The organism is Pirellulales bacterium (assembly GCA_036499395.1).
Taxonomy (GTDB): domain Bacteria; phylum Planctomycetota; class Planctomycetia; order Pirellulales; family JACPPG01; genus JACPPG01.
Window position 1 is genome coordinate 14,702 of sequence record DASYDW010000021.1, and the last position, 24,305, is coordinate 39,006.

Below are 24,305 nucleotides of genomic sequence, written 5' to 3' on the forward strand. Positions count from 1 at the left end.
CAACTCCCGTACGCAACATTTGGCGCCTTACCCGTCCTCTTTTTGTAGTCCTTCCAATAGCCATTAGCCCGTTCGATATCTGCCGACTGCCGGCGCTTATCGCCGGCGTCCGGCCACTCTTCCTCACGAAGGCACCCGTCATCTAGTTCTCGACAAATCTGGCAGTCCTGCCGACAAGCCCTACTTGAGGGCGGTTCGTCATGTACGCAGGGGAGTAGTCATCAATCCGACCGGAAAATCAAAGCTCGTCATGTTACGCATTATGCCGTGGGTGATCACCACGTCTTCAATTGACAAACGAGGATTGTGGTGACGGCTCCTAAAATGGGCTTCTGCGCTCGCATGGCTCCTGCTCGACCCTGGCGAAACAATCGCCACATGTGGCGAAATGTTCGCCGCGCGAGTCGACGGTTCGTGGGGAACTCTTCGGAGCCAAGCCTCGATTACTCCATTTTGGCGAGGTTTTCCTTCCGTTTTCTCGAATGACTCCGATACTGGCACGTCATTTGCTTTAACTGCGGCGACTCGACAGCCAATATGGCCTCTTCAATCACCGACGGAACAAGCTAGTGCGCTGACGGAAATCTTCGCCCCTCTTCTCAGGGCTCCGTCATTCTTTGACGCACTCTCGTGGTTCAGGCCGTCGGTTTTCGTCCGCGCATTTATTCGATCATGCAGCACGCACACATCTGTTGGATCGCGCTGGTCCTATTTTGTGGAAGCGTCACTCAAGTCGGCCGCGCCAATGACAAGCTCCGCGACGCACTGGTAGCCGAGCTTAATGCCATGGAGTGTCCGGGCGCACTCGTCGGCGTCTTGGTGGGAAAGGAACCGCCTCAGGTTTTCTGCGTCGGTGTCGCAGACGTAAAGACCAAGGCGCCGATGCAACGTGATTTCCATATGCGGATCGCCAGCGTCACGAAGCCCATCCTTGGAACGGCCGTTTTATTGCTGGCTGACGAAGGGAAACTGTCGGTCGACGACCCAATGTCGAAGTACGTGTCGGACGTCCCGGGTGGCGAAACAATCACGCTGCGGCAGCTGGCGAACAACACGAGCGGACTTTTTAATTCGATTGAGAACAAGGAATTCCAGGCAGCCATCGTCACTGATCCAAAGCGTCCTTGGCCGGCCAAGGATATTCTCGCGGCCGCGTTTGCCAAACCTTCTTACCACGAGCCCGGCAAAGCGTGGCGCTATTCGAACACGAACGCGGTTCTTCTCGGCGAAGTGATCGACAAGGTCGCCGGTACGCCGCACGCCAAATTCATCAATGAGCGTGTGCTCAAGCCCCTCGGTCTTGCGCAGACCGGCTTTGTGCCGGATGCGACGGTCCCTCCGCCGGCCCCCAGTAGCTACCGCAACGGTTACGAACACAAGTGGCTTGGCTATGGCCAGACTTTCTACGACGTCACCGAGTATAGCGCTGCTTGGAGCGGAGCTGCCGGCAATATGTACTCGACGGTTGACGATTTGCTTAAGGCCGCGAAGCCGATCGCCACCGGCGCGTTGCTCAGCGAAAAATCGCGAGGCGAGTTGCACTCTTGGGTCAAATCGACGCGTGCAGAACTCGAATACGGGTTCTGCATCGGAACTTCTCATGGCTGGCAAGGCCATTATGGCGACGTGCCTGGATATTCGTCCTTCATGGGTTACTTCCCGGCAAAGGACATCTCTCTCGTGACGCTCACCAACCTTTCCAACAACAAGGACGGAACCAGTCCGGCTGAGCGCATGCGCGACGTCGTCATCAAATATCTCGATTTGAATACCAAATAACTTGAGCATCACTCCCGAGACGGAACGACTACATGCGACTCTCTTTTTTTCTTCTGTTTCTTGCCAGTCTATGTTCCCAGGCGGCGGCGAGCCCAATCGTCTTCACCATCGATCCATCACAAAGTTCACTTACGTTAAGCCCAAGCACCTCGATCGGCGGCTCGCCTTTACCTTGGTCGGCCCAGGGCGCGAACAGTTTGGTCGCATCGTACAGTGGGACAATTTCTGTCGATCTCACGGCGAACTCGATTCAGTTGCTGAGTGTCGGCTCACAAATTACGGCGGGCAACTCCGGCGAATGGAGCCCGGGCACGGACTACTCCGGTGATAACTACATCTACAATGATCCAACCTCACCCTATGTCCTCGCATCGGCTCCTGCGAATTATGGCGTGACTACGATCCTGCCACAGGGTTTAGGTGGTGGCTATCCATCGGATACGGCGACTCGCAGCCTGGCCTTCGCGCTGTCGGATGCGGCTGCGAAGCCGCTAGTTGGTGGATCGTTTGATGAAGCGGGAAGTGCGGTGAGTATTCTGTCGGGTACGGTCTTCTATAACCAAGGCGGTTCACCGCCTATCACCAATTTAGCCGGCCCGGGGATCGGCGTAACGCCAACTCAAGGCGTCGCCGGATTTGGCACTATCGACATTGTGGGTGGTCAATACGTTTTGACACTCCCCATTTCGTTCACCACGTCTTTTGGCATTGTCGTCCTGGACGTTGCTTCGACGTACAGCGGCATTTTAGTCGCCACTGCCCCGGTTCCTGAGCCCGCGACTTGGGCTCTAGTCGCGGTGGCGGTGGCAGTACTTGGTTTGAGGCGACTTGTTGGCGCGGGATGAGACCTTGTTCGCACTGTTGTGTTCTATAAAGTTTTTCTACTCCAGGGAGTGTTCCGACTATGAAGCGTATTTTTGGGCTGGGTGTCGCTTGCTTGTGCGTTATCTTCTCAGCCAATGTTGCCGTTGCCGGTACGCTCCTCATGAATGGGACTGCGGACGGCGATTCGACTTACATTGAGTCGGGGTCCGATGGTTTTATTCGTGTTGACCTCTACGATCCGGGGACGACGCAACAGCGCTTTCACTCGATCTCCGACCCGAGTGTTGAGTACGGGAATAAGGCGTATGATGGTTTCCCACACGACGCCAATTGGCAGTTAGGAAGCTTGACCTACGACGATTCGGGATTGATCGGAGGGACGGGGACCGCTCCCATTACGGGAGTGGCGTTGGGAATCGAGGCAGACCCGCTTGATCCCACCTACTACAACTACTCTCGCTGGCTCGGCACAACCACCGTCAACTCCTTCAGTGGAACAGTCACGCTACTGAATGGCGCGGTCACGAATGTCAGTCTCACGACGACTGATACCTACAGTTTCACCGTGTCGGGCCTTGCCAATTATTCCATTCCTGGAACGTTCAGCATCACCGGAAACCGTTTTGATGGAAATTTCTCAGGCCCTACTGTTTTCGGTGGCTCAAGCACCTATGACTTTGCTGGCACCCTGACGACGGTGGTGCCTGAGCCGGGAACCTTTACTATGGCAGGGCTGGCCGGGATTGCCCTGGTAGGCCTGCGTCGACTTCGCACTCGGAAACGATCCGGATGAATGCCGTCCCTCAGAAGCGGTCACTTGCCAGTAAAAGCACGCCGAAACAACTTCGGCGTGCTTTTACGTTGGTCGAATTGTTGGTCGTGATTGTCGTCATCGGCATCTTGATTGCGCTGTTGCTCCCGGCGGTTCAAATGGCGCGCGAGGCAGGTCGCCGCAGCGCTTGCGCCAACAACTTGCATCAACTTGGCGTGGCGGTCCAACTCTACTTCGATGCCTACGGATGCTTTCCTTGTAGTTGGCCCAATGGCGACTACGAAGTCATTTGGGCGCGCAGTCTGCTTCCCTACTTGGAACAAGGCACTTTGGAGCAGCAGCTGAATCCTACGGTCGATCTATTCGCGGGTAGCAACCTGAACGTAGTGGCAAAGCCAATTCCCATTCTGAAATGCCCGACATCCCCCAGCGAACCCACCTACGAATACACATACAATGGTTCGCTACTGACCTACGGCACGACGGACTATAAAGGGGTAGAAGGTGTCAGCGGAGATGATCCATTGTTTGCCTCTTGGAACCGCAAAGTTTGGATCCCAGGAGTCATCGGGCGTTCGTGGGTTTACTTGCGACAGGTCACCGACGGGATGTCCCAAACCGTCACTCTGGTTGAATCTGTCGGCGGAGTGAATCTCTACGGCCCCAAATACAGCGAGCGGGGCCAGATATGGTGGCACAGCGATGGCAGCTGGGCCGGTCGATCCTTGGCAGGTGTATTATCGCCCACAAGCACGGGGGCTACTTTGGGTTTGCCCGGCCCTTGTTCGATCAATTGCCTCAACCAGTACGATGGTCCGCCCTATAGCTTTCATCCCGGCGGCGCACAGGTAATGGTCGCCGATGGGAGCGTCCGTTTTATCCAAGAAAATATCGACGTGTTCATATTGGGCTGTCTTTTCTCGTACGACGACGGCCAGGCATCAAGCGCCTGGTAGTCGAATCCGCTACATGCCGAGTGGCTTCTTCCGGCCGCGCGCGTGGAAATGAGCTATCGGACTCTATCGTGGCAGCTATCGGGAGATTGCCAAAAGGCCTCTTCCGCCCGAAGACTTCGCAACGCGAGGTCCTCTGCAGAACCCACATCTTCACGCAAGAAGGCGTCGGCAACCCGTCCGTCTGCCAGAATGACCACTCGATCTGCGTAGGCGGCCACCAATGGATCGTGGGTGACGATCACGACGGCGCGGCTATTCGATGCAACCACCTCTCGCATCAACGCGCACACGGCACGAACATTGGTGCGATCGAGATTGCCGGTCGGTTCATCCGCCATCACAACTTGCGGATCATTGACCAGGGCGCGGGCAATGGCGACGCGCTGCTGTTCCCCTCCGGACAACTGAGGCGGACGATAGCTCTCGCGATTTCCCATTCCAACGACTTCCAGGCGATCGCGCGCAATGGCCCTGGCCTGCCGACGGCCGATCCCGGATAGCATCAGTGGCAGCGCCACATTATCCAATGCATTCAATGTCGGCATCAGGTTATAAGCCTGAAACACAACGCCGAGATGCTTGGCCCGAAATGCCGTGAGTCGCCGATCGGAGAGCGCCGTGAGCTCCTGATCGCCGACACGGACGATTCCACCATCGGCGCGGATAAGACCCGCGAGTAGGTGCAGCAGGGTGGTCTTGCCTGAGCCCGAGGCGCCCATGATTGCTACCAACTCGCCGGCGGCAATGTCGAGATCGATCCCATCAACCGCCTTAACGACAGTTATGCCGCGACCGTACGATTTTTGTAGTCCTGCGGCACACAAAACTGGGTATCGAGTATCGTCCGACATACGTCATCTCTACAGGAAGTTAATGTCTAGCCGAGTCAGCCAGTAATCAGTGCCGCCGGTGCGACGCGGCTGATTCGCCAGCCGGCCCACACGGCGGCTAGGCAGCAAACCGCGGCCGTGATCACTGCACCGGGCCACAACCATGACCAGGGAACGACGAATGTGGGGTCGATGCCGGAAAAGTCGAGGCGGTAGCCGATGATGCTGGCAATCTCAAGCGCAATCCAAGCGCTGCCACCGCCCAGCAGCGCTGCGACTGGGATCGCCGAGAGCCCAAGCAGAACACCTTCAGCAATGCAAAGCCTAACCATCGCAACTCGTGTCAATCCGCAGCTACGCAGCACTCCGAGTTCGTGCGCACGCGATCTCATCGAGATCATGAGAGTGCCGCTCACGGAAAACAGGCTGAGCGTGAGAATGATAAGCGGCAACTGCCCCAAGCGCTTTACAGCTTTTCCTCCCCATTCGCCCCAGAGCGCCGCGCGCGTTCGATCGAGATCGTCGACCTGTACCACGCGCGAGTTCGCTTGAACTTTCACGTTCGGCTCAAGTTCATAATCGACAGGAATTGTAAGATCAATTGTTGCGGCGAGTTTCGCTTCCAGCGATTCGCGTTCGACTTCCGATGCCGCATCAGCTTCGACTTCGGGCAGATCTTGGCGGTACCCTGGAATGTTTCCGTTGCCATCCAGAAGAGGGTTACCAAGCAAGAAATTGGCGTAGCAGCCTACGTGAAAGTCGCGCCGCACGGAATTCGCATCGAGCACCACCATCACTTCATGCTTGTCGCCATTTAGTCGAACCTTGTTCTGTTTCGTGGCCATGCGCCAGCCCGTCAGTTCGACGATACCCACCACTTTGTAGACGCGTTCGGTAAGTCCCTCGGAACGGGGAACTGCGACGGAGATACGATCACCGAGTTTTGTGCGATGGCTCGCCGCGTACCACGCGCTTATTAAGCACGCGTCACCGTTGACCAATTCCTTCGCGGCTTGGCCACGTTGCCCCGCGACAAATCGAAATGGTAGCGCAGATGGCCCATCATTTACGGCACGGTCGACGTCCAATCCCATCACCAGCGTCGGCACCACCTCAGCAGAATCGTTGCCGACTGCGAGCCGGGTATCGACCAGTGTAAGAGGGAAAAAGCCGGAAAAAGTTGGCGTCGCCAACAAGCGTTCCGTTTCCTCTTGGTCGAGTCCATACGGATGTATGGAGACTAGCCACCTTGGGATCTCGGAGTCGATGACAAACGCGTTAAGCATGGATGCTCCCCAACAAAGCATCCATATAAAGCCACCTAGCCCTACCGCGACCGCAATCACTGAACCGGCGCTGCGGGCGCCGTCGGCCGTGATCTGGTCGCGCAATATCAGCGAATTGGTACGCGTCAACCAAGCTACTGGCCGCGTACAGGCGCGGCACACCAAGCCCATCGCTGCCGGAGTTATACACACGGCCGCGAGCGACAATCCGACGGTTCCGCACCAGCTCAAGGTTTGCGCTCTCAACATAGATCCCGCGGGAGTGATGAAAACGATTACGGTAGTGACCATCAAAATCAGTCCCCCCGCGACCGCCGCCCGTCGGGCGATCCGCGTAGCACGGGCCGAGTCGACCTGGGCGGCGGTTTCGCCCGGAAGCACCCGCGCCACAACAATCGCGGGCCATATGCATCCGGCGACACTGCCGACGAGAATAATGGTTCCCATAATGAACACACTTCCGCTATCGGGCGCCGCTGGTGGCACGAAAGCTGGAACGAATCGAGCGGCGCTGCTCATCGCTACCCATACAATCGCGACCGCGCCCGCCGATCCGACAATGGCCATCACGATCGCTTCGCACAACAGCACGACGACGGGCGTGGAACGGTCGGCGCCGAGGGAGCGGAGCAGGCCGATATGTCTAATTCGCTCGCGCACCGCATTTCCCTGTGCACTCAGCGCGATACACATCACGCATGCCGATGCGAGTAACACAGCGGTTTGAACCGCCAATCTTGCGGACTCGACTGCGGGACTATTGAGCCCGGCCTTGTTGAGCGATTCACTGTCCCACAATTCCAACCGACCGGGCAGCGAGGTCAAACGGCCGCGCCAGTCGTCAATAAATGCCCCCTTGGCCGCTTCGCGATTTAATTCGAACCGAGCATGCGACGGGCGCAAAGGATGACCGGCCAGCTTCTCCGCGGCCGCGCGACTGACCTGTCGCGACACGAGTTGGATTCCCTGCTGCGTTGCGACTTGTCCGTTATTGGCCCGCGTGACCCCCACGACCTGCGCCGGATACACGCCGGTGTCACTTTCCAAATGCCGCCAGGATTCGAGCGGTTGGTCCCTCACCACTTGCGGTACGACGATCTCGATCGGCCCTTCGGACGCTAACGATGGCCATCGTCCCTCGACGAGTGTGCCGCGGGGATTCTCATCGTCCCAGGCAAGAAAGCTGTCACGACGCCCCGTGATCCATCCACCCATGCCGCCAGGCTTGTGTGAATAGAAGGTCTCTCGATCCAGTGCGCCTGATGCAAGCCCCGGCATGTCAACGGCGCGAACCGAGACGGCCGTCGCCAGGCTAGTGACGCGCGGATCGTCGCGCATCGCTTCTAGCAGATCTTCAGCGATGTAGGGGTAGTTTCTATCGGTCGCGGCTAGGTGCAACTCCAAGGGCGCGATCAGCATTTCCGCCGCCCTGGGAGCTTGCGTTCGAATGAATTGTTGTCCGACCAGCGCTGCCAACAAGACCGCGGCAGCTAGCGAAATCGCGGTGGATGCCGCCATAAAGCGCAAAGGGTTCGCCCGAATGTTTGCCCAAAGTAACAGTAGCACTGCAGAGATCGACATCAAACTCTTTCTGTCGAGGCACGATTCCAGAGGCTTGTCCAGTTCAAGCGAATCGGAAAGTGATGAAGCAAATCACGTTCCAACAGGCTGCTCCGGCATTTCTCGCGTTCGGTTGCTCGGAAAACGAGATAACGTTGTGAAGCGGCTCATGCATTCAACCATTCTCCGCGCCGCACGCAAAGCTATTGGGTGGCCTATAGAATTCGACAACCACCTGCTGCACATTACGGCGAGCCCTGCAACTCGGATAAAACGGTTTGCATGCCGGTTCGGTCGACTAGCTAGTGGGGGAGGCGAATTAATCACCGCGACGTCACTTTTTTCGCCACGCATTGGGTAGGGTTGCTGGCCATCCGGCTCCAATTCGAAATCCAGCCAAGACAGATAGGCCAATACCGAGGAGTCAACATACGATCGCAGCACTGTGCGATCCCCCCGATGCCCGCATCGTCGGTTCGCCTATGACTTGCCCTTCATTTTTGGAAACCGATCGAGTCGCTGTGCAACTCAAGTAGCCACGGCCGGGGCCCCCGAACGCGTAAGCAGGGCGTCTGCTGCGTCACAATTGGCTACTTTCAAGGTGCGTCGATCCCAGAAAGCGATGCCGTTATTCATCACCGTTCAGTACGGCCTTCCCCGCGGAAATGACGGCGAAAAACTCCCGGTCAGCATCAGTCCATTCCTCCTCCCGCAGACACGATTGCACGATTTCCCGGCATTGGCGGGCAAGCTGCCAAGCCAACGCGTCGTCCGAACTAACCTCGGCCGATGTAATCGTCCGGTGCCGAGAATCTGACAACGCCAGCCCGGCATCCACTAGCGTAACGACAGCTTCCCGAATGTGCGGTGGCAATGCAGCCCATGATTCTGCGATGCGGGCCACCACGGGAGGCAACTGGCCAAGCTGACGCTCGTTGCCATTCAACGCCATTCGAAGCCAATCAATGCGCCTAGAACGCAGCGCATATGCAGCGCGGCACATTTCGCAATCGACGCAACTGCCAGAGTCGCAATTGCTTGACGCAGAATCGGCGTCGGATTCAAATCCTGTCGCCCCGATTTATCACTTCGTAAATCATTGAATGAAAATGACTTAGATGCGAGCGAGCGGCAGGTCGGTTTCCTGTCGCTCTCGCTTTGCATTGGCTGTTACACTCACGACGCGCCTGTATTAAGTGGCATTGCAATCCGCACTTGGAGATTGTCGTCGAAGTAGGCTCGTCGGGCGCCGTTCTGAGTCGCTTTTCTCCGCAGAAAATGCAGCGCATTTGCAGCGCCGACATACCGATCTTAATCACCATGCGGAAGCGCAATTGGAATCAGGCAACATGCCCTGCTCGACCTGAAGGATTCGATCGGCGCGCGTACTAGATCAACTCCGAAAAGCTGACACTTGGAACATCATTCCAAGTGTGAATGGGACCGTGCCGCGGCGACTTCGACCGCTAGTCGATGAGTGATGGCGAGTTCAAGCAACTCGGCCAAGGAGCGGACTTCTACTTTACGCATGATGGCTGCTCGACGCATTTCGACAGCGCGTTCTGAGATAAAAAGCCGCGCGGCCATCACTTTGTTCGAGGTTCCTGCGATGATTAGTTGCAGCGTTTCCAGGTCACGCTCATTTAACCGCGCGATGCGTTCGTCGATTGCGTTGAACTCGGCTTCGTGCCGCCGCCACTCGGCGTCGAGCGCTAGCCCTTTTTGAAGATGGGCCCGTAGCGTATCGCGCTCGAATGGTTTTTCCAGAAACTCGACGGCCCCCGTCTTCATCGCGGCTACGGCGGTCGGCACGTCGGCATGGGCGGTGATAAAGATGACGGGGAGCCGCTTGCCCTCATGGAGTAACTGTTCGTACAGTTCCAAGCCGCCCTGTCCCGGCATTCGCACATCGAGCACAAGGCAGCCTGGCAGATTGCGCCGATAAAAGCGATGAAAGCCTGCGGCCGAGGCGAACCCCTGCGCGCAGAAGTCCATGGCTTTGATCAGCCCGACGAGTGAGTTGCGTAGCGGTTGATCGTCGTCAACCACATACACGGTCGGCGTGTTGCTCTGTGCTACTGTCATTCACATGAAGAACGGGTAGGCTGAAACCGACAACCGCGCCGCCACCAGCGAGGTTTTTGCTCCAGATCTCCCCTTGATGCTGTTGAATAATCGAATGGCTGATTGCCAGGCCCATACCCAAACCATCTGGCTTGGTGGAATAGAACGAATCAAAACATTTTTCGCTGTCTCCTGGGGCGAAACCAGGACCTGAGTCGGCAACTGTAATCGCAATTTCGATGGGCCCGGCCTCGGTGCGAATGCAGAGAGTCCGCTCGGCAGCCGAAGGTGCCACCATGGCCTGAGTTGCGTTTTGAATCAGATTCACCAACACCTGCTGAATCTGCAGGGCGTCCGCCAACGCCAGAGCCGGCTGCGGCGCCAAGTCGAGGGTCAGCTCAACTTGCGCATCTCGCAACTGGGGTCGGCACAATTCAGTAACTTCGCGCACCAGGTCGTTAAGATCGACCTCCGCCTTTTGCACGGCGTCGCCGCGCACGAAGTTGCGCATGCGGCGGACGATCGCCCCCGCGCGTAAAGCCGCGAGCTTGATCTGCGAGATCAATTCCGCAGTCCCCGGATCGCGTGGCGACGCCTTTTCCAAGGTTAGCTCTAATGTGCCCGCATAGTTGGCGACGGTCGCCAACGGCTGGTTGATTTCGTGGGCCAGCCCCGTGGCAAGTTGCCCGAGCGCGGTGACCCGCGACACGTGGGCCAATTCATTGGAGAGTTCGCGCATACGGAGTTCCGCGGCCTGGCGTTCGGCCATTTCTCGCTCCAGCGCCAGGTTCGCCTGGCTTAGGTCATATGTCCGCTCGGCCACGCGCACTTCCAGCTCGTCGCGAGCTTCGCCCAGCATCTGGGCCAATTGCCGATGCCGGCTGTCGCTGATCACTAGTTGCTCGACTTGCCGGCGGATCAACGTCGCGGCCGGCTGCAGGACCAGAAAGTAGACCGCCACGAGTAGCACCAAGACCGTCAGCATGGCGGCCAGCCCGCATGCACGAAGCCAGGCCACGCGCGCCTGGGCCGACTGTTCTAGCTGCGCGACCGCTTGCTCCATGCCGCTTAAGTAAATCGGTTCTTGCTCAAGGATCACCGATACGGCTCGCTGAATCTCGGCGGATTTAATTTGCGAACCCCTGTTGGCAATTACGCTCGCCGCTTGGTGCATTGCTGCGAGTGCAGGGTCGACGCGGCTGATTGCCGTCCGAATCGACGGGGTCACGGGATGCAAGCCAGCGGCCGGATTTCCCTCCAGCAGGGTCTGATGTGCTTCCGTCCATTGTGCCAGCGTGCGGACTAAGTCGTCACGGCGGGCATTGCTCGATTCAACTTCGCCAATTGCGACGATCGACAAGACGTCTTTCGTCACTTTCTGACTGAGCATCCGCTGGCGCCCGGCCATGTTAATGACCGGCGCGTAGAAATTGAGCTGCACGAGTAGCGGCTGCAAAATCGCTTGATCAACCAGCAATAGCCCCGCAACCGAGGCGAGCACCAGCAGGTAGCGTCGCGACAAAGGACGAACCAGCGACGTTGCCCAGGCCTTCGAATCAGTCGTCGGATTTAGCGGGGGCTCAGGCATGAAAGTCAGTTGGATTTGGTTTCGTTGTCTTGGGCATCGAACAGCTTTTTGGTCGTTGTCCGAGGGATTGACGCATGCGCGCACCGATTCCTCCTTCGCCTACATGAAAACCGCGTTCCAAGCTGTTGCATTCGCTCAAGACCGCATTGAGTTGCCCGACCGAGGTGCAACCGAGGCAATGGGTTGCGCCGTCTAGAGAAAAGTTTAATTTCCTTGCACTGCGCAGCCTTCCGGCAGGATTTGCCCGTTCGCAAGGCAACCGTTGTATACCCGCCCGGCAAGAGTCGTCGGATTGCTTCGGATTTCCGAAGAAGCGTCTCGCAATCAAGTTTCGGGCGCCTTCGTTGCATTAGCAGCCCCGCGATTGCGAGCACGAAGTCGTGCTCATGCGGCCGTCGCGAATTGCGAAAACTGCTGTGAAGTTGTGGAGTTTCGATGCAAGTTCAAGTCAAAGCGGATCGGATCGAGTTACTCACGTTCTCTTCGCCGGCGATGCGGGCCTTTCACATGACGTGGATGGCTTTCTTTCTTTGCTTTTTCTCCTGGTTTGGTATCGCGCCGTTGATGCCCGTGGTCCGAGCAGAGTTCGGTTTCACGAAAGATCAGGTGGGATGGTGCATAATCGGGTCCGTAGCGCTGACGACCGTTGCCCGACTATTCGTGGGCTGGCTTTGTGACCGATTCGGGCCACGGCTAACGTACACCGGACTGCTGTTGTTTGGATCTCTCCCGGTGATGGGAATTGGCCTGGCGCACGATTTCGCCACGTTCTTGTGCTTCCGCGTTCTGATCGGCGTGATCGGCGCTGCGTTTGTCATTACTCAGTACCACACGTCGCAAATGTTCTCAGATCGCTGCGTCGGCACGGCCAATGCCACAACGGCCGGTTGGGGAAACTTTGGAGGCGGTGTCACTCATGTGGTCATGCCGCTGGTATTTGCCTGCTTTGTCTCGACGCTGGGGTTTTCGCCCGCGACGGGTTGGCGGGCCTCGATGCTTGTAGCGGGCGCAACCTGTCTGGCGATGGGCGTGGCCTATTGCTTCTTTACACAAGACACTCCCGCCGGAAACTTTCGTGACCTTCGCGCTGACGCAGCCGCCAAACGGTCAATTCGTGGCGCCTTCTGGCGCGCGTGTCGCGACCCTCGCGCTTGGGGACTCTTCGCGGCCTATGGCCTCTGCTTCGGCGTCGAACTCACTATCGACAATGTTGCGGCGATGTACTTTGTGGATCATTTTCCCGAACTCGGCAGTGACAATATGGTTCCGGTGCGGGCGCTTTCGATCGCCGGGCTCTGCGCGAGCGTTTTTGGAGGCATGAGCGTCTTCGCCCGCACGCTGGGGGGCTACGCCGCTGACCGTTGCGGGAATAAGTGGGGCTTTTCTGCCCGCGTCAAATGGCTGTTTTTCGTGCTCTTTTGCGAAGGGCTGTTGCTAATGCTCTTCTCGCAGATGCGCGGACTCTATACGGCCATACCGGCCTTGATGTTGTGTGGTCTCTTCGTCCACATGGCCGCCGGGGCGACGTTCGCCGTCGTGCCATTTGTGAATCGAACCGCGCTGGGATCCATCGCAGGCATCGTGGGCGCCGGTGGCAACGCGGGCGCCGTGTTGTCTGGATTGCTGTTCAAGAGCGACGCCCTGAGTTGGCCGTCGGCTTTCTTTCTGGTGGGAACCGTGGTGACCCTCGGGTCGTTTTCCAGCTTGCTGATTACGGACCGAGCCCGCGAATACGCTTCAGAACAAAGCCACGCCGGCGCCACCGGTGCACGCCGGCGCGACACCGAGTTGGCCAACGCAATCATCTCTGGATGAATTACATGATTGACGCCGTGAAGAATAACCCTGTCAGCGACCGTGACGGCGACGCCCTGCAGTCCGAGGCAGAACGCCCGCGTAAAACCGTCGTCGTGATTGGCAACGGTATGGTCGGGCTCCGCTTCTGCGAGAAACTGGTCGAGTTCGATACCGCTGGCGAATTTCGGATCGTGACGTTCTGCGAGGAGCCGCGGGCCGCCTACGACCGCGTCGGATTGACTACGTTCTTCGCGCATCGCGATGCTGAAAAGCTGATGCTCGCGCGGCGGGAGTGGTACCACGAGCAAGGCATTGAACTGCACTTGGGGGACCGAGCCAATGCGATCGACCGCAAGCGTCAACTTGTGCGATCGGAAAAGGGCGTCGAGATCCACTACGACATCGTGGTGCTGGCGACCGGCTCGTTTCCTTTCGTGCCGCCGATTCCGGGAATCGACAAACGAGGCGTTTTCGTCTATCGCACGATTGAAGATCTCCAGCGGATTATCGAATTCGCTGAAGGGGCACGCCGCTGCGCCGTGCTGGGCGGGGGACTGCTGGGACTTGAGGCCGCCCGCGCTGCGCATGAGTTGGGACTCGAAACGCACGTCATCGAGTTCAGCCCACGGTTGATGCCACGGCAAATCGACGAAGCCGGATCGAAGACGCTGATCAAGCGGATCGAGGCGATGGGCGTGCGCGTGCACCTCGGGATGTCGTCAAAGGCTGTGCATGGAAATGGATCCGTCGAGCGTTTGGAGTTTACCGACGGCAAATCGCTCGATCTGGAGATGATTATCGTCTCGGCCGGAATTCGGCCGCGGGATGACCTCGCGAAAGGTTGCGGACTGGCGCTCGGCGAGCGCGGCGGCATCCTCGTCAACGATCATCTGCAGACGTCGGATCCCAACATCTTTGCGATCGGCGAATGCGCCTCGCACCGGGGCATGGTCTACGGGTTAGTCGCCCCCGGTTATGAGATGGCCGAAGTTGTGGCGGCAAACCTCACAGGCGCCGAGCGACACTTCGCCGGGACCGATCTCTCGACCAAGCTGAAGCTGATGGGCTGCGATGTCGCCTCCTTTGGCGATTACGAAGCACCGCCGGAGCGGGCGACGCCACTGGTCTTCGAAGATCCCTTTGCCGGCGTCTATAAGAAGCTGCTGTTCAGTCTGGATGGCACGCGACTGCTGGGCGGTATTTTAGTGGGTGACGCGTCGTCGTACGGCGTCTGCTCTGTCTTGGCCAAAGCAGCGGGCCCACTGCCTTGCCAACCGCACGAACTGCTAGTCGGTACTTCCAGTGGCGCCTCGGCGCTGGGTTCGCCCGACGCGATGCCGGACGAGGCTCAAATCTGCTCATGCAATAATGTCAGCAAGGGGCAGATTTGCTCGGCGATTCGCGAGCAGAATCTTGAAACGGTTAGCGACGTGAAGCAATGCACCCGCGCCGGTACAGGCTGCGGCGGCTGCCTGCCGATGGTGACCGATTTGTTTCACGCTGAGCTCAAGAAAGCCGGCAAAGCAATCTCGACTCGACTTTGCGAACATTTTTCGCTCTCTCGCACGGAGCTCTTTGGCACGATTAAGATCAAGCAACTCAAAACGTTTGACGCCGTGCTGGCGGATTGTGGTCAAGGTCACGGCTGCGAAACTTGCAAGCCTGTCGTGGCTTCGATTCTGGCTAGTCTTTGGAACGAAGACATTCTCGACACTCCCCACCAGACGCTGCAGGACACGAACGATCGTTTTCTGGCGAATCTGCAGCGTGGCGGATCGTACAGTGTTGTGCCCCGCGTGCCCGGCGGAGAGATCACGCCGGACAAGTTGATCGTGCTGGGCGAAGTGGCGAAGGAGTATGCGCTCTACACAAAGATCACCGGCGGCCAGCGGGTCGATCTTTTCGGCGCACAGGTCCAGGATCTGCCCGATATCTGGGAGCGGCTCGTCGATGCCGGGTTCGAGAGCGGGCACGCTTACGGCAAATCGCTGCGGACCGTCAAGAGCTGTGTTGGCACGTCCTGGTGCCGCTACGGCGTGCAAGATTCAGTCGGGTTCGCGATCCGCGTTGAGAATCGTTACAAGGGAATTCGTTCGCCTCACAAAATCAAAATGGCAGTGTCAGGCTGCGTCCGCGAATGTGCCGAAGCGCAGTCCAAAGACGTCGGACTGATTGCCACCGAGAACGGCTATAACCTCTACGTTTGTGGCAATGGCGGTTCGAAACCGCGTCACGCTGAGCTGCTGGCTACCGATCTCGACGAAGAGACCGCCATCCGTTACGTCGATCGCTTTCTGATGTACTACATCAGCACGGCCGACAAGTTAACTCGCACCAGCGTGTGGCGAGAAAAGCTCGAAGGGGGCATCGAGCACATTCGCGACGTTGTCGTCCACGACAAGCTGGGACTGGCAGCCGAGTTGGAAGCGATGATCGCACGGCTAATGGACACCTATCAATGCGAATGGTCCGCCGTCGTGCGCGATCCGGAAAAGCGTAAGCGGTTTCAGCAGTTCGCCAACATCGAAGAAACGGAATCGTGCATCGAGATGGTTTCAGAGCGCGGCCAGCAACGCCCTGGTTCGTGGCCTGCCGACTTTGTCTCGCTGGAACAATTCCGCTCGCTCAGCAATCTCCCGCCGATCGAGCAAGCAACCTCGTGGGTTCGCGTTGGCGCTATCTCGGATTTTCCCAAGGATGGTGGCGCTGCGATCAAGTACGGTCGCGTGCAAATCGCTGTCTTCAATTTTACGAGCCGCGGCGAGTGGTACGCCAGTCAGAACATGTGTCCGCACAAAAAGGCCTTCGTCCTTTCACGGGGCATTGTGGGAGACGCCAGCGGCGTGCCGAAGGTTGCCTGTCCACTCCACAAGAAGACGTTTTCCTTGGTCTCGGGTGAATCGCTCCAGAAAGAAGAATATCGCATCCACACGTTCCCGGTCCGTATCGACGGGGGCGACGTATACCTAGATCTGCCGCCGACCGATGTGCTCGATAAGGAACTTGCGACCGAAATTGGCTGCCGACTAGCGACCTCCTGCGAATCGCACGCCGCAAATAACCAGTCGGCCGCGACCGCCGAACCGGTTCTTTCACTGGTGGGACCAGCGGAGGAGGTCTGATGCTTGACGTGCTCGCGACTGCAGAGACGATCGCGCCTCGGCAGAAGGTCGACAACAATCCAGTGGCATTGCTCGAACGGCTTCTGAGCGAACAGCAAGACCTGACGGCCGTCGAGCGGTTTGCGAAGTCGCACGACGCTGTCGATACATCGCACAGGACCAAGCGCTATCAGCAGCTTCTGCCCGCGTCACCGCCAGGGCCGGGTCAGCAGTACGCGTTCGAAGTGGACCTCGACCGCTGCTCTGGTTGCAAGGCCTGTGTCACGGCGTGCCACAACCTCAACGGTCTCGATACGCAGGAGGCCTGGCGCGACGTCGGTTTGCTGGTCGGCGGGACAAGCTCACTTCCCGTTATTCAACACGTCACCACGGCCTGTCATCATTGCCTTGAGCCGGCCTGTCTGACAGCTTGTCCGGTGAATGCGTACGAAAAGGACCCGCTTACCGGCATCGTCAAGCATTTGGACGACCAATGCTTTGGTTGCCAATACTGCACACTGGCTTGTCCTTACGACGTGCCGAAATATCACCCAGGCAAAGGCATCGTTCGCAAATGCGATATGTGTTCGACGCGACTGGCGGCTGGCGAAGCGCCGGCCTGCGTGCAGGCCTGCCCTAGTCAGGCGATCGCCATCCGCGTGGTCAATGTCCACCAGGTGATTGAGGACGCCGAAGCATCGCTTTTCTTACCGGCGGCGCCTGATTCTCAGATTGCGTATCCCACGACGACGTACAAAAGTCGTCGCGTGCTGCCGCGCAACATGCTGCCAGTCGACTATTTTCAAGTCAGTCGGCAACATCCCCATTGGCCGCTTGTAGTGATGTTGGTGTTAACCCAACTTTCTGTAGGCGCTTTTGCTTGCGGGATTGGTTTGCAGTGGTTTGTCAGCAGCCAATCGATCGCGATGATTCGGCCCGTGCAGGCGGTGATGGCCCTAATCTTCGGGCTGCTCGCGCTTGGCTCGAGCGTGTTCCATTTGGGTCGACCGCAATACGCGTTTCGAGCCGTGCTGGGGCTTCGCCACTCTTGGCTCAGTCGCGAGATCGTGGTGTTCGGACTCTTCGCGGCGCTCGCCTGCGTCTATTCGGCCGCAGTTGTCGTGCCAGTCAATCGGCAGGCCGATTGGCCGTTGCCGCAGCAATGGATCAGCTACCTGGCCGGGAGCGTCGTTAGCGTTGGCGCCCTGGCGGTGTTTTGCTCAGTGATGATCTACGCGTCGGTGCGACGCGATTTCTGGGACTTTTCACGCACGATCACTCGCTTTGCGCTGACCTCGGCGCTCCTTGGCTTAGCGACGCTGTGGCTAAGTCTAGCGGCGTTGGCTTTGATTCAGCCTACCGAATCGCACCTCGCGCTCGTCGCCTCTGTTGGACCGACGATCTGTTACAGCCTAATGATCGTTACTACAGTCAAGCTTGGCTGGGAAGCGATGCTGCTGCGGCATTTGTTGTCGCGAGTAATGACTCCCCTGAAGCGATCGGCGCTATTGATGATTCGCGATCTGGCGAATCCAGCCCTGGCGAGATTTGCAGTGGGCGCCTTGGGAGGCCTTGTCGCGCCGGCTTTGCTACTGAGTCAATTCTCTACTCTGACACTCGATAATGCGCAGCTTCAGCTCGGAGTCGCTACCCTGCTGTTGTTCGGCGCTTCACTCGCCGGTGAGTTGCTCGAGCGGTACCTATTCTTTGCCGCCGTCGCCGCGCCGCGGATGCCGGGAGGAATTCGCTGATGACTTCTCCTCCACCATCTACTAATCGCGGACTGCCCTTGCTCGTCGATCGCGCAGGACCGCTGACGTGCGAACTCCAGCTCGCCCTAGGCGGAGGCGAGTTGGGGTTTGTGCCGGAGCGCTTGCGCCCCGATGCAACAACTACCATGGTTTGCGGCTTCTGTTCGACCGGCTGTGGGCTGGACATCCACTTACAACAAGGCGTGGCCGTTGGTCTGACGCCGAACTTACGGTATCCCGTCAACCAGGGCATGGCCTGCCCGAAAGGTTGGGAAGCGCTGGCGGTGCTCGATTCGCCCAACCGCGCCACCACGCCGTTGCTCCGCGACGCTCACGGCCGATTGGCTCCCGTCAGTTGGGACCAAGGATTGCGCACCTTCACCGAGCGCATGAAGGCGATTCAAAAAGCCTACGGTCCGGAGTCAATCGCCTTCTTGAGCACGGGCCAGATTGTCACCGAAGAGATGGCGCTGCTAGGCGCACTGGCCAAATTCGGCATGGGCATGGTCCATGGCGACGGCAACACGCGGCAATGCATGGCGACAGCCGTGGTGGCGTATCAAGAGGCGTTTGGCTTCGACGCGCCTCCTTATACCTATGCTGACTTCGAACAGTCAGACGTGATCGTGCTGGTGGGGAGCAATCTCTCGATCGCTCATCCGATCATGTGGCAGCGGATCGTCAACAATCCGCACTCGCCGGAAATCCTTGTCATTGATCCACGGGCGACCGAAACCGCCATGCAAGCCACGCAACATCTCAGCGTGCTGCCGAAATCGGACCTAACGCTCTTCTACGGGTTGGCAAGATTGTTGATTGAGCGCGACTGGATCGATCGCGAATTTATTGACGCGCACACGTCTGGCTTTGACGGCCTGGCGGATTTCCTGCAACCGTTCACCCTGGAGCGAGTCTGCGCGGAGACAGGCGAGTCGGCCGCGGCGATCGAGAAACTTGCGCAGACGATCCACGACGGCGCCCGCGTCTCGTTTTGGTGGACCATGGGCGTCAACCAAAGTCACCAGGGCGTGCGCACGGCCCAAGCGATCATCAATCTCGCGCTATTGACTGGCAACATCGGTCGACCCGGAACCGGCGCTAATTCCATCACCGGCCAATGCAACGCGATGGGCTCGCGCCTCTTCAGCAATACGACGAACTTGCTCGGCGGGTACGATTTCGCCAATCCGGCGCATCGCCGCAAGATCGCCAAGACGTTGCAGATCAATGAAACGGCAATTCCACAGGAAAAGGGGTTGCCATACCACAAGATTCTGGATGGAATCCTCAACGGCAAGATCCGCGGGTTGTGGGTAATTGGCACGAACCCGGCCCACTCTTGGATCAATCAAGGCCAACTCCACGACATCCTCGATCGCCTCGATTTCCTTGTCGTGCAGGATATGTATGCCTCGACCGAGACCGCGCAACTGGCGGACCTGGTGTTGCCCGCCGCAGCCTGGGGTGAGAAAGACGGCACGTTCATCAACTCGGAACGTCGCATTGGCATCGTCAAGAAAGTGGCTCGCGCGCCGGGGGAAGCGCTAACTGACTTTTCAATATTCAAACTGATCGCCGAGTACTGGGGTTGCGGCAAAATGTTTGAAGAGTGGAAATCCCCCGAAGCGGTCTTCCAGATTCTTAAACGGCTATCGGCCGGGCAGCCCTGCGACTTCTCTGGCATTCACGATTACGCAATGCTCGACGAAGGCCGCGGCATTCAGTGGCCTTATCCCGTCGATACTGCTAGCGCCGATCTGGAACGCCGACTTTTTGAGAATGGACAATTCTTCCACTCGGATGGCAAAGCGAGGTTTGTCTGGAGCGAGCCTCGACCGATGCCCGAGACGCCGGACTCGGCGTATCCGTTTCTGCTGCTCACCGGCCGTGGCTCCGCCGCGCAGTGGCACACGCAAACGCGCACCTCCAAGTCGGCGGTGCTCAGAAAGCTCTACCCGGCCGAGATCTATGTCGAAGTGAATCCGCGCGACGCCAGTGAGCTAAAGATAAAGCCTGGCGATTGGATCAGCGTTGCGTCACAGCGGGGGAGCCTACAGGCCAAGGCCGTGATCGTGCATACTATGCCGCCGCGGCAAGTCTTCGTGCCAATGCATTACGCGACGACCAACCTGTTAACGGACGCGGTGTTTGATCCCTATTCGTTCCAACCGGCCTATAAAGCCTGCGCCGTCCGTATCGAACGCAGGGCCAATGGTGACGCGCGACCATAGCGTATGTTCGAGATCACGGTTCCCTTGAGTCAATCAGCGCGACAATCGCTTTACGAATTGCCGCCGGCAGCCCATCCCAGCTAGCAATCACTCGCTGCAAACCAATGTCATTCGATGCCGTTTCGAGCCAATTGAGGATCCCAGCATGCAGCGCATTTGCAGCGCGGCACATGTTGCAATCGACGTAACTGCAAGACGCGACTTCACTTGCCGAAAAATCAAGCTCAGGTTCAAATCCTGTCGCCCCGACTAGACTTACGACGATTGCCCTAGGTTGGTAGTTGCACTAACTTCTCATTTTTGCCGGTGATTTCTTCTTAAGGGGCTCTGCATCGCGCGAGGGCGTGCATGTCGCGTCGCGACTTTCAGCAAGTCCGAAGCCCTTCGCGTTTGACGACTTAGAGGTTAATGTTGAACGCGTTTTCTCGACGCGGCTGACGGCCAAAAACCCTGGGTGGTTGAATCAGTGTCAAGCGGTCGCGAGCCGCTTGGTGGAACGAAATCGCCATGCTGGAGTCTGTTCCCTACAGCGCCGTAGATTCGGATCGGAGCAGCGTTTAACCAAGCGCGCACGCGATCAGGTCACGCCCACCTGAGCGGGCCTGGATGCGGCCGTTTCCGTGATTCGGCCGACGCGCTCAACGCCGCAGAAGTCTGCGTTGGGCGCCGTCCGGAAAAGCGGTCAATTTCTGAAGATGTCACGCACACGTGAGTAAAGGAGACTAAACCACTGACTCCCACGCGATTTGTCATGTCGGGGTGAGTCAGAGTGCAGGCGCGACACGTCGCTTACCGACGAGCCGCCGGCGTCGCCCCCGCGAGCCCGTAGCGTTAAGGACGTTGGCGTTGCCACGCCAGCAATGCGCCGAGCGCGGCAAGGAGGATGCCGGACGGTTCGGGGACGGGCGTAACGCTCGCCCAGTCGGAGCCGAATCGGATTTCATCGAACAAGCCGCCGCCGGTTTTCGTGATCAGATCAAACGGCACAAATCGGTCCCCTACCAGGCTGAGAGTGTTGAACGCGATATTGAGGCCCGATAGCGTTCCGCCGTTGACGCCGGCGAGAAATGTCGGCTCGGTCGACAGCCCGAGCTGGGGATCGACCCATACCGTGGCGGTGTCATTGCCGGGCCCCATCTCCAGCTTGAGCACAAATAGTTGTGCTTGCGATGAATTGCTGGGCGGCGCAATGGGCACACCGTTGATGGTGCAGTTGGCGTTAACCTGATTGACGACCTGCAGCACGGGAGCGCCGCCGTTAAGCAGGTTCACGATCGCAGAGTTGTTACCTAAACTCACCGGCGAACCCGCAGACGACAAAAAGCTCATATACAACACGCCCTGATCGATCTGTGTGCCGGTGCTGGTAAAGGTTGGTCCAAATGCGGGCACATCGAGTCCTCGGGTGGCGATACCGACGCCGTCGTGTCCCACCGACGTCTTCAGTGTGGAAATCTTAACCATTCCGCCCGCGACGGGAAGATCATTGCCGAATCCGTCGGCATACGACAACTGACCGGTATCGATCGCTCCGGTTGCGCTGCCTTGGGTGTTAGCGAAACTCCATGCGCCGGTGTAGCCTGTGACCGGCGGCTGCTGACCACCGATCCCACCCAGCGCATACGCGCCAGCACCGAGATTGAAAGGTTCGTACGAGATGGTCGAGGCGATAGCAACGCGCCCAGCGAATACGATTGTGAGCAAGACATGGACGAGCGAGATAATTGAATTGCGACATGCCATATCGCTACCTCATAGCAATCGGACGTGTCCATGACGTCGCGATGCGGCATCCATGCCGCGACAAGTCGCGCGACGCGGGGCTAGCGCTCAAGATAGGAGAATCGGAGAACAACCGCAACGGTCCAACTGGGGACCCATCCACGCATGGACATCATTGTTGACCAACCGGCGAGAAGGGCCGCGGGTGCCCAATGACGAACCGTCCCGGGTCACTTGGGAGACTCACGGAACCGTCGGGGCGCGTCGCTCTGGACGAAAACCTTGAGACTAGCCGATATAGTGATGGTGACCTGCCCCCACCAAAGATACCGATGTTTAAGTTAGAGTTTGGTGCTTTTGTTCTTCGGCCGTGGTCTGGAGTTGGAGCGCAGCGGAAGCGGAAGACCGCGGCCGAGTCGCGTCGGATGCAGGGGGCCTGTAGCCCAGTGAGCTGACGGAATTCGATTCCTGTTCGATCGTCTGTAATCTGCCGGATGAGCGCGAGTCGCAGTAAGAAGCTGCAGTCGCGCACGGAGAAAAGATGATTAATGTCCGGCGTACCAGTCGTAACCCCGCTGAGCCCAGTAGTCGGCGGGTCGCTGCTCGGCGATTTCGATGACGCTGATTCGCTTGATGGACTTGTAGCCGTACTTGACGCTGCTCACTAGTCGCAACGGGGCGCCGTGACCGTGGGTTAGCGGAGCGCCGTTCATTTCGTAGCAGAGCAGCGTTTGGGGATGCATCGCGCTTGGCCGATCGAGCCCAACGACGTAGCGATCAGGCTGGCCGTCCGGCGCGACGGCGTCAGGCGGTGTGGAAAGCCCTACGTAAGTGCTGGGGGCGCCGTATTTAGCCAGAAAGTCTGCCACTCGCACCCCTTTCCAGCTCACAATCCGACTCCAGCCTTCGACGCATTTGAACTCGGTTGTCATTTCGTAGGACGGAAGTTGCTTGATAGCGGCTAGCGGGATCTTTCGATCCACCTTCCCGGTTACGGTCACCGTCCAATCGTTGACGGCGGCCGGGCTCATCAGGCCGACGCGGCCGTTCACGCGCGGTTCAACTGCCTCGGAGGCTGCGAACTCGGGCGCAAGTCGTCGCGCGTCGAACGCCGCTTGAGCGACCTGTTCATTGAATTCTAGGATCCGTCGTAGGGGCCATGGGACCCCGTCGTCGACCGGGCGCGTTGCCAACCATCCGACGCCCGACGCGCCGGCCAGAGCCGCGACCGCGGCGGTCGTGAAACTACGGCGCGAGAGACGACGGATCTCCTGCTCGACCGCCTCGGGCGACAACAGCGCATTCCGTTGTGACAAGTTGTCAGACATGTGATTCCTCCGCGTCCGCAGTCGTCACTTCGTAGCCTGTGACCATTGCCCGGAAGTTGTTCCAGCCCGCGCGCACCACTTGCGAAATGTGGATGACAAAAAACGCCACATAGCCGACGGTGAGCCAGAAGTGCTCCCAACGCGCCCACTCATAGCCGCCCAGCAGGCTGGTCAGCCATGCCAATTGAGTAGGTTTGTAGATCGCGAGTCCAGTAAGAAGGGATCCAGCGCCCATCATGATCACACTGGTGTACGCAAATTGCTGAGCGCCGTTGAACTTGCGCTTTGGCGGTTCCAGCTTGCTGAGGCGCAGATCGTGTAGCACGACCATCCACGCCTCGCGCGAGCTGTTCCGATTCGGCAGCAGGTGGCGCCACTCGCCGGAGATAAACGTATAGGCGACATAGCACAGGCCGTTGATCGCCAATAGCCACATGATGGCAAAGTGCCATGACATACCTTGGGCCAGCCGGTGATCCAGTCGGAGGGTGGAATAAAGCCATTCCGGAAACAAATGCAATAACGTCCAATCGCCAATTCCGAGGCGATAGATGTCATTCGCCCAATAGATGAGCAAACCGCTCCAGATCATCCCGAACAACAGCGGGACATTGAGCCAATGCATCCAACGTATCGCCCGTGGATGTTTGTGTTCCAAGCGAACCACGATACGGACCTCCGAGCGACTACCTTGCCTATCGTTTCGAAACGGAAC

Annotated in this window: 16 protein-coding genes; 8 read left to right on the forward strand and 8 right to left on the reverse strand. The window is 58.3% G+C overall.

Features of this window, described 5'->3' with window-relative positions; translation table 11 throughout:
- Window positions 1–630 precede the first annotated feature (630 nt).
- From VGN12_04885 to VGN12_04900, 4 genes are read left to right on the forward strand one after another with little or no spacing between them, the layout of a single operon-like run.
- Window positions 631–1,779, forward strand: coding sequence for a serine hydrolase domain-containing protein (locus VGN12_04885; protein HEY4308769.1), 1,149 nt, complete (start codon window positions 631–633; stop codon window positions 1,777–1,779).
- Between the two features lie 32 nt (window positions 1,780–1,811).
- Window positions 1,812–2,624 carry a PEP-CTERM sorting domain-containing protein gene (locus tag VGN12_04890; GenBank protein HEY4308770.1) on the forward strand — a complete coding sequence of 271 codons (813 nt, stop codon included), beginning with the start codon at window positions 1,812–1,814 and terminating at the stop codon, window positions 2,622–2,624.
- Between the two features lie 59 nt (window positions 2,625–2,683).
- Window positions 2,684–3,397, forward strand: a complete 714-nt coding sequence (locus VGN12_04895) for a PEP-CTERM sorting domain-containing protein (protein HEY4308771.1) — start codon at window positions 2,684–2,686, stop codon at window positions 3,395–3,397.
- The gene (locus tag VGN12_04900; GenBank protein ID HEY4308772.1) at window positions 3,394–4,332 is read left to right on the forward strand and encodes a DUF1559 domain-containing protein; all 939 of its coding nucleotides are present in this window, start codon (window positions 3,394–3,396) and stop codon (window positions 4,330–4,332) included. The genes VGN12_04895 and VGN12_04900 overlap by 4 nt, the downstream gene beginning before the upstream one ends.
- A gap of 53 nt (window positions 4,333–4,385) precedes the next feature.
- Here VGN12_04900 and VGN12_04905 read toward each other — a convergent pair whose 3' ends face one another.
- The 5 genes from VGN12_04905 to VGN12_04925 all read right to left on the reverse strand — a co-directional run bounded on the left by VGN12_04905 (window position 4,386) and on the right by VGN12_04925 (window position 11,660).
- The gene (locus VGN12_04905; GenBank protein HEY4308773.1) at window positions 4,386–5,183 is read right to left on the reverse strand and encodes an ABC transporter ATP-binding protein; all 798 of its coding nucleotides are present in this window, start codon (window positions 5,181–5,183) and stop codon (window positions 4,386–4,388) included.
- 35 nt (window positions 5,184–5,218) lie between these two features.
- A complete protein-coding gene (locus VGN12_04910; GenBank protein ID HEY4308774.1) occupies window positions 5,219–8,029 on the reverse strand; it encodes an FtsX-like permease family protein in 2,811 nt (936 codons plus the stop codon).
- A gap of 607 nt (window positions 8,030–8,636) precedes the next feature.
- A complete protein-coding gene (locus VGN12_04915) occupies window positions 8,637–8,954 on the reverse strand; it encodes a hypothetical protein (protein HEY4308775.1) in 318 nt (105 codons plus the stop codon).
- 476 nt (window positions 8,955–9,430) lie between these two features.
- Window positions 9,431–10,093, reverse strand: a complete 663-nt coding sequence (locus VGN12_04920; protein ID HEY4308776.1) for a response regulator — start codon at window positions 10,091–10,093, stop codon at window positions 9,431–9,433.
- Window positions 10,050–11,660, reverse strand: a complete 1,611-nt coding sequence (locus tag VGN12_04925) for an ATP-binding protein (protein HEY4308777.1) — start codon at window positions 11,658–11,660, stop codon at window positions 10,050–10,052. The genes VGN12_04920 and VGN12_04925 overlap by 44 nt, the downstream gene beginning before the upstream one ends.
- Before the next feature lie 435 nt (window positions 11,661–12,095).
- Here VGN12_04925 and VGN12_04930 point away from each other — a divergent pair, with 435 nt between their 5' ends.
- Genes VGN12_04930 through VGN12_04945 form a run of 4 tightly spaced genes read left to right on the forward strand, consistent with a single transcriptional unit; the run spans window position 12,096 to window position 20,540 of the window.
- The gene (locus VGN12_04930) at window positions 12,096–13,475 is read left to right on the forward strand and encodes an MFS transporter (protein HEY4308778.1); all 1,380 of its coding nucleotides are present in this window, start codon (window positions 12,096–12,098) and stop codon (window positions 13,473–13,475) included.
- Window positions 13,476–13,480: 5 nt separating this feature from the next.
- Complete coding sequence (gene nirB / locus VGN12_04935; protein HEY4308779.1) at window positions 13,481–16,579, forward strand: nitrite reductase large subunit NirB; 3,099 nt, start codon at window positions 13,481–13,483, stop codon at window positions 16,577–16,579.
- Window positions 16,579–18,309, forward strand: a complete 1,731-nt coding sequence (locus VGN12_04940) for a DmsC/YnfH family molybdoenzyme membrane anchor subunit (protein ID HEY4308780.1) — start codon at window positions 16,579–16,581, stop codon at window positions 18,307–18,309. The genes nirB and VGN12_04940 overlap by 1 nt, the downstream gene beginning before the upstream one ends.
- Window positions 18,309–20,540, forward strand: a complete 2,232-nt coding sequence (locus VGN12_04945) for a nitrate reductase (GenBank protein HEY4308781.1) — start codon at window positions 18,309–18,311, stop codon at window positions 20,538–20,540. Before VGN12_04940 ends, VGN12_04945 begins: the two co-directional genes overlap by 1 nt.
- Before the next feature lie 831 nt (window positions 20,541–21,371).
- On the opposite strand, the gene VGN12_04950 is transcribed toward VGN12_04945, so the two are convergent.
- The 3 genes from VGN12_04950 to VGN12_04960 all read right to left on the reverse strand — a co-directional run bounded on the left by VGN12_04950 (window position 21,372) and on the right by VGN12_04960 (window position 24,257).
- A complete protein-coding gene (locus VGN12_04950) occupies window positions 21,372–22,283 on the reverse strand; it encodes a hypothetical protein (protein ID HEY4308782.1) in 912 nt (303 codons plus the stop codon).
- A gap of 524 nt (window positions 22,284–22,807) precedes the next feature.
- Complete coding sequence (locus tag VGN12_04955) at window positions 22,808–23,590, reverse strand: molybdopterin-dependent oxidoreductase (GenBank protein HEY4308783.1); 783 nt, start codon at window positions 23,588–23,590, stop codon at window positions 22,808–22,810.
- Window positions 23,583–24,257, reverse strand: coding sequence for a cytochrome b/b6 domain-containing protein (locus VGN12_04960; GenBank protein HEY4308784.1), 675 nt, complete (start codon window positions 24,255–24,257; stop codon window positions 23,583–23,585). Before VGN12_04960 ends, VGN12_04955 begins: the two co-directional genes overlap by 8 nt.
- Between the last annotated feature and the right edge of the window lie 48 nt (window positions 24,258–24,305).

Excerpts from the sequence above, each read along its gene's own strand:
- nirB (HEY4308779.1), top strand. The coding sequence starts at position 13,481 with ATGATTGACGCCGTGAAGAATAACCCTGTCAGCGACCGTGACGGCGAC.
- VGN12_04900 (HEY4308772.1), top strand. The coding sequence starts at position 3,394 with ATGAATGCCGTCCCTCAGAAGCGGTCACTTGCCAGTAAAAGCACGCCG.
- VGN12_04905 (HEY4308773.1), bottom strand. The coding sequence starts at position 5,183 with ATGTCGGACGATACTCGATACCCAGTTTTGTGTGCCGCAGGACTACAA.
- VGN12_04955 (HEY4308783.1), bottom strand. The coding sequence starts at position 23,590 with ATGTCTGACAACTTGTCACAACGGAATGCGCTGTTGTCGCCCGAGGCG.
- VGN12_04920 (HEY4308776.1), bottom strand. The coding sequence starts at position 10,093 with ATGACAGTAGCACAGAGCAACACGCCGACCGTGTATGTGGTTGACGAC.
- VGN12_04925 (HEY4308777.1), bottom strand. The coding sequence starts at position 11,660 with ATGCCTGAGCCCCCGCTAAATCCGACGACTGATTCGAAGGCCTGGGCA.
- VGN12_04930 (HEY4308778.1), top strand. The coding sequence starts at position 12,096 with ATGCAAGTTCAAGTCAAAGCGGATCGGATCGAGTTACTCACGTTCTCT.
- VGN12_04910 (HEY4308774.1), bottom strand. The coding sequence starts at position 8,029 with ATGTCGATCTCTGCAGTGCTACTGTTACTTTGGGCAAACATTCGGGCG.
- VGN12_04950 (HEY4308782.1), bottom strand. The coding sequence starts at position 22,283 with ATGGCATGTCGCAATTCAATTATCTCGCTCGTCCATGTCTTGCTCACA.
- VGN12_04890 (HEY4308770.1), top strand. The coding sequence starts at position 1,812 with ATGCGACTCTCTTTTTTTCTTCTGTTTCTTGCCAGTCTATGTTCCCAG.
- VGN12_04940 (HEY4308780.1), top strand. The coding sequence starts at position 16,579 with ATGCTTGACGTGCTCGCGACTGCAGAGACGATCGCGCCTCGGCAGAAG.
- VGN12_04945 (HEY4308781.1), top strand. The coding sequence starts at position 18,309 with ATGACTTCTCCTCCACCATCTACTAATCGCGGACTGCCCTTGCTCGTC.
- VGN12_04895 (HEY4308771.1), top strand. The coding sequence starts at position 2,684 with ATGAAGCGTATTTTTGGGCTGGGTGTCGCTTGCTTGTGCGTTATCTTC.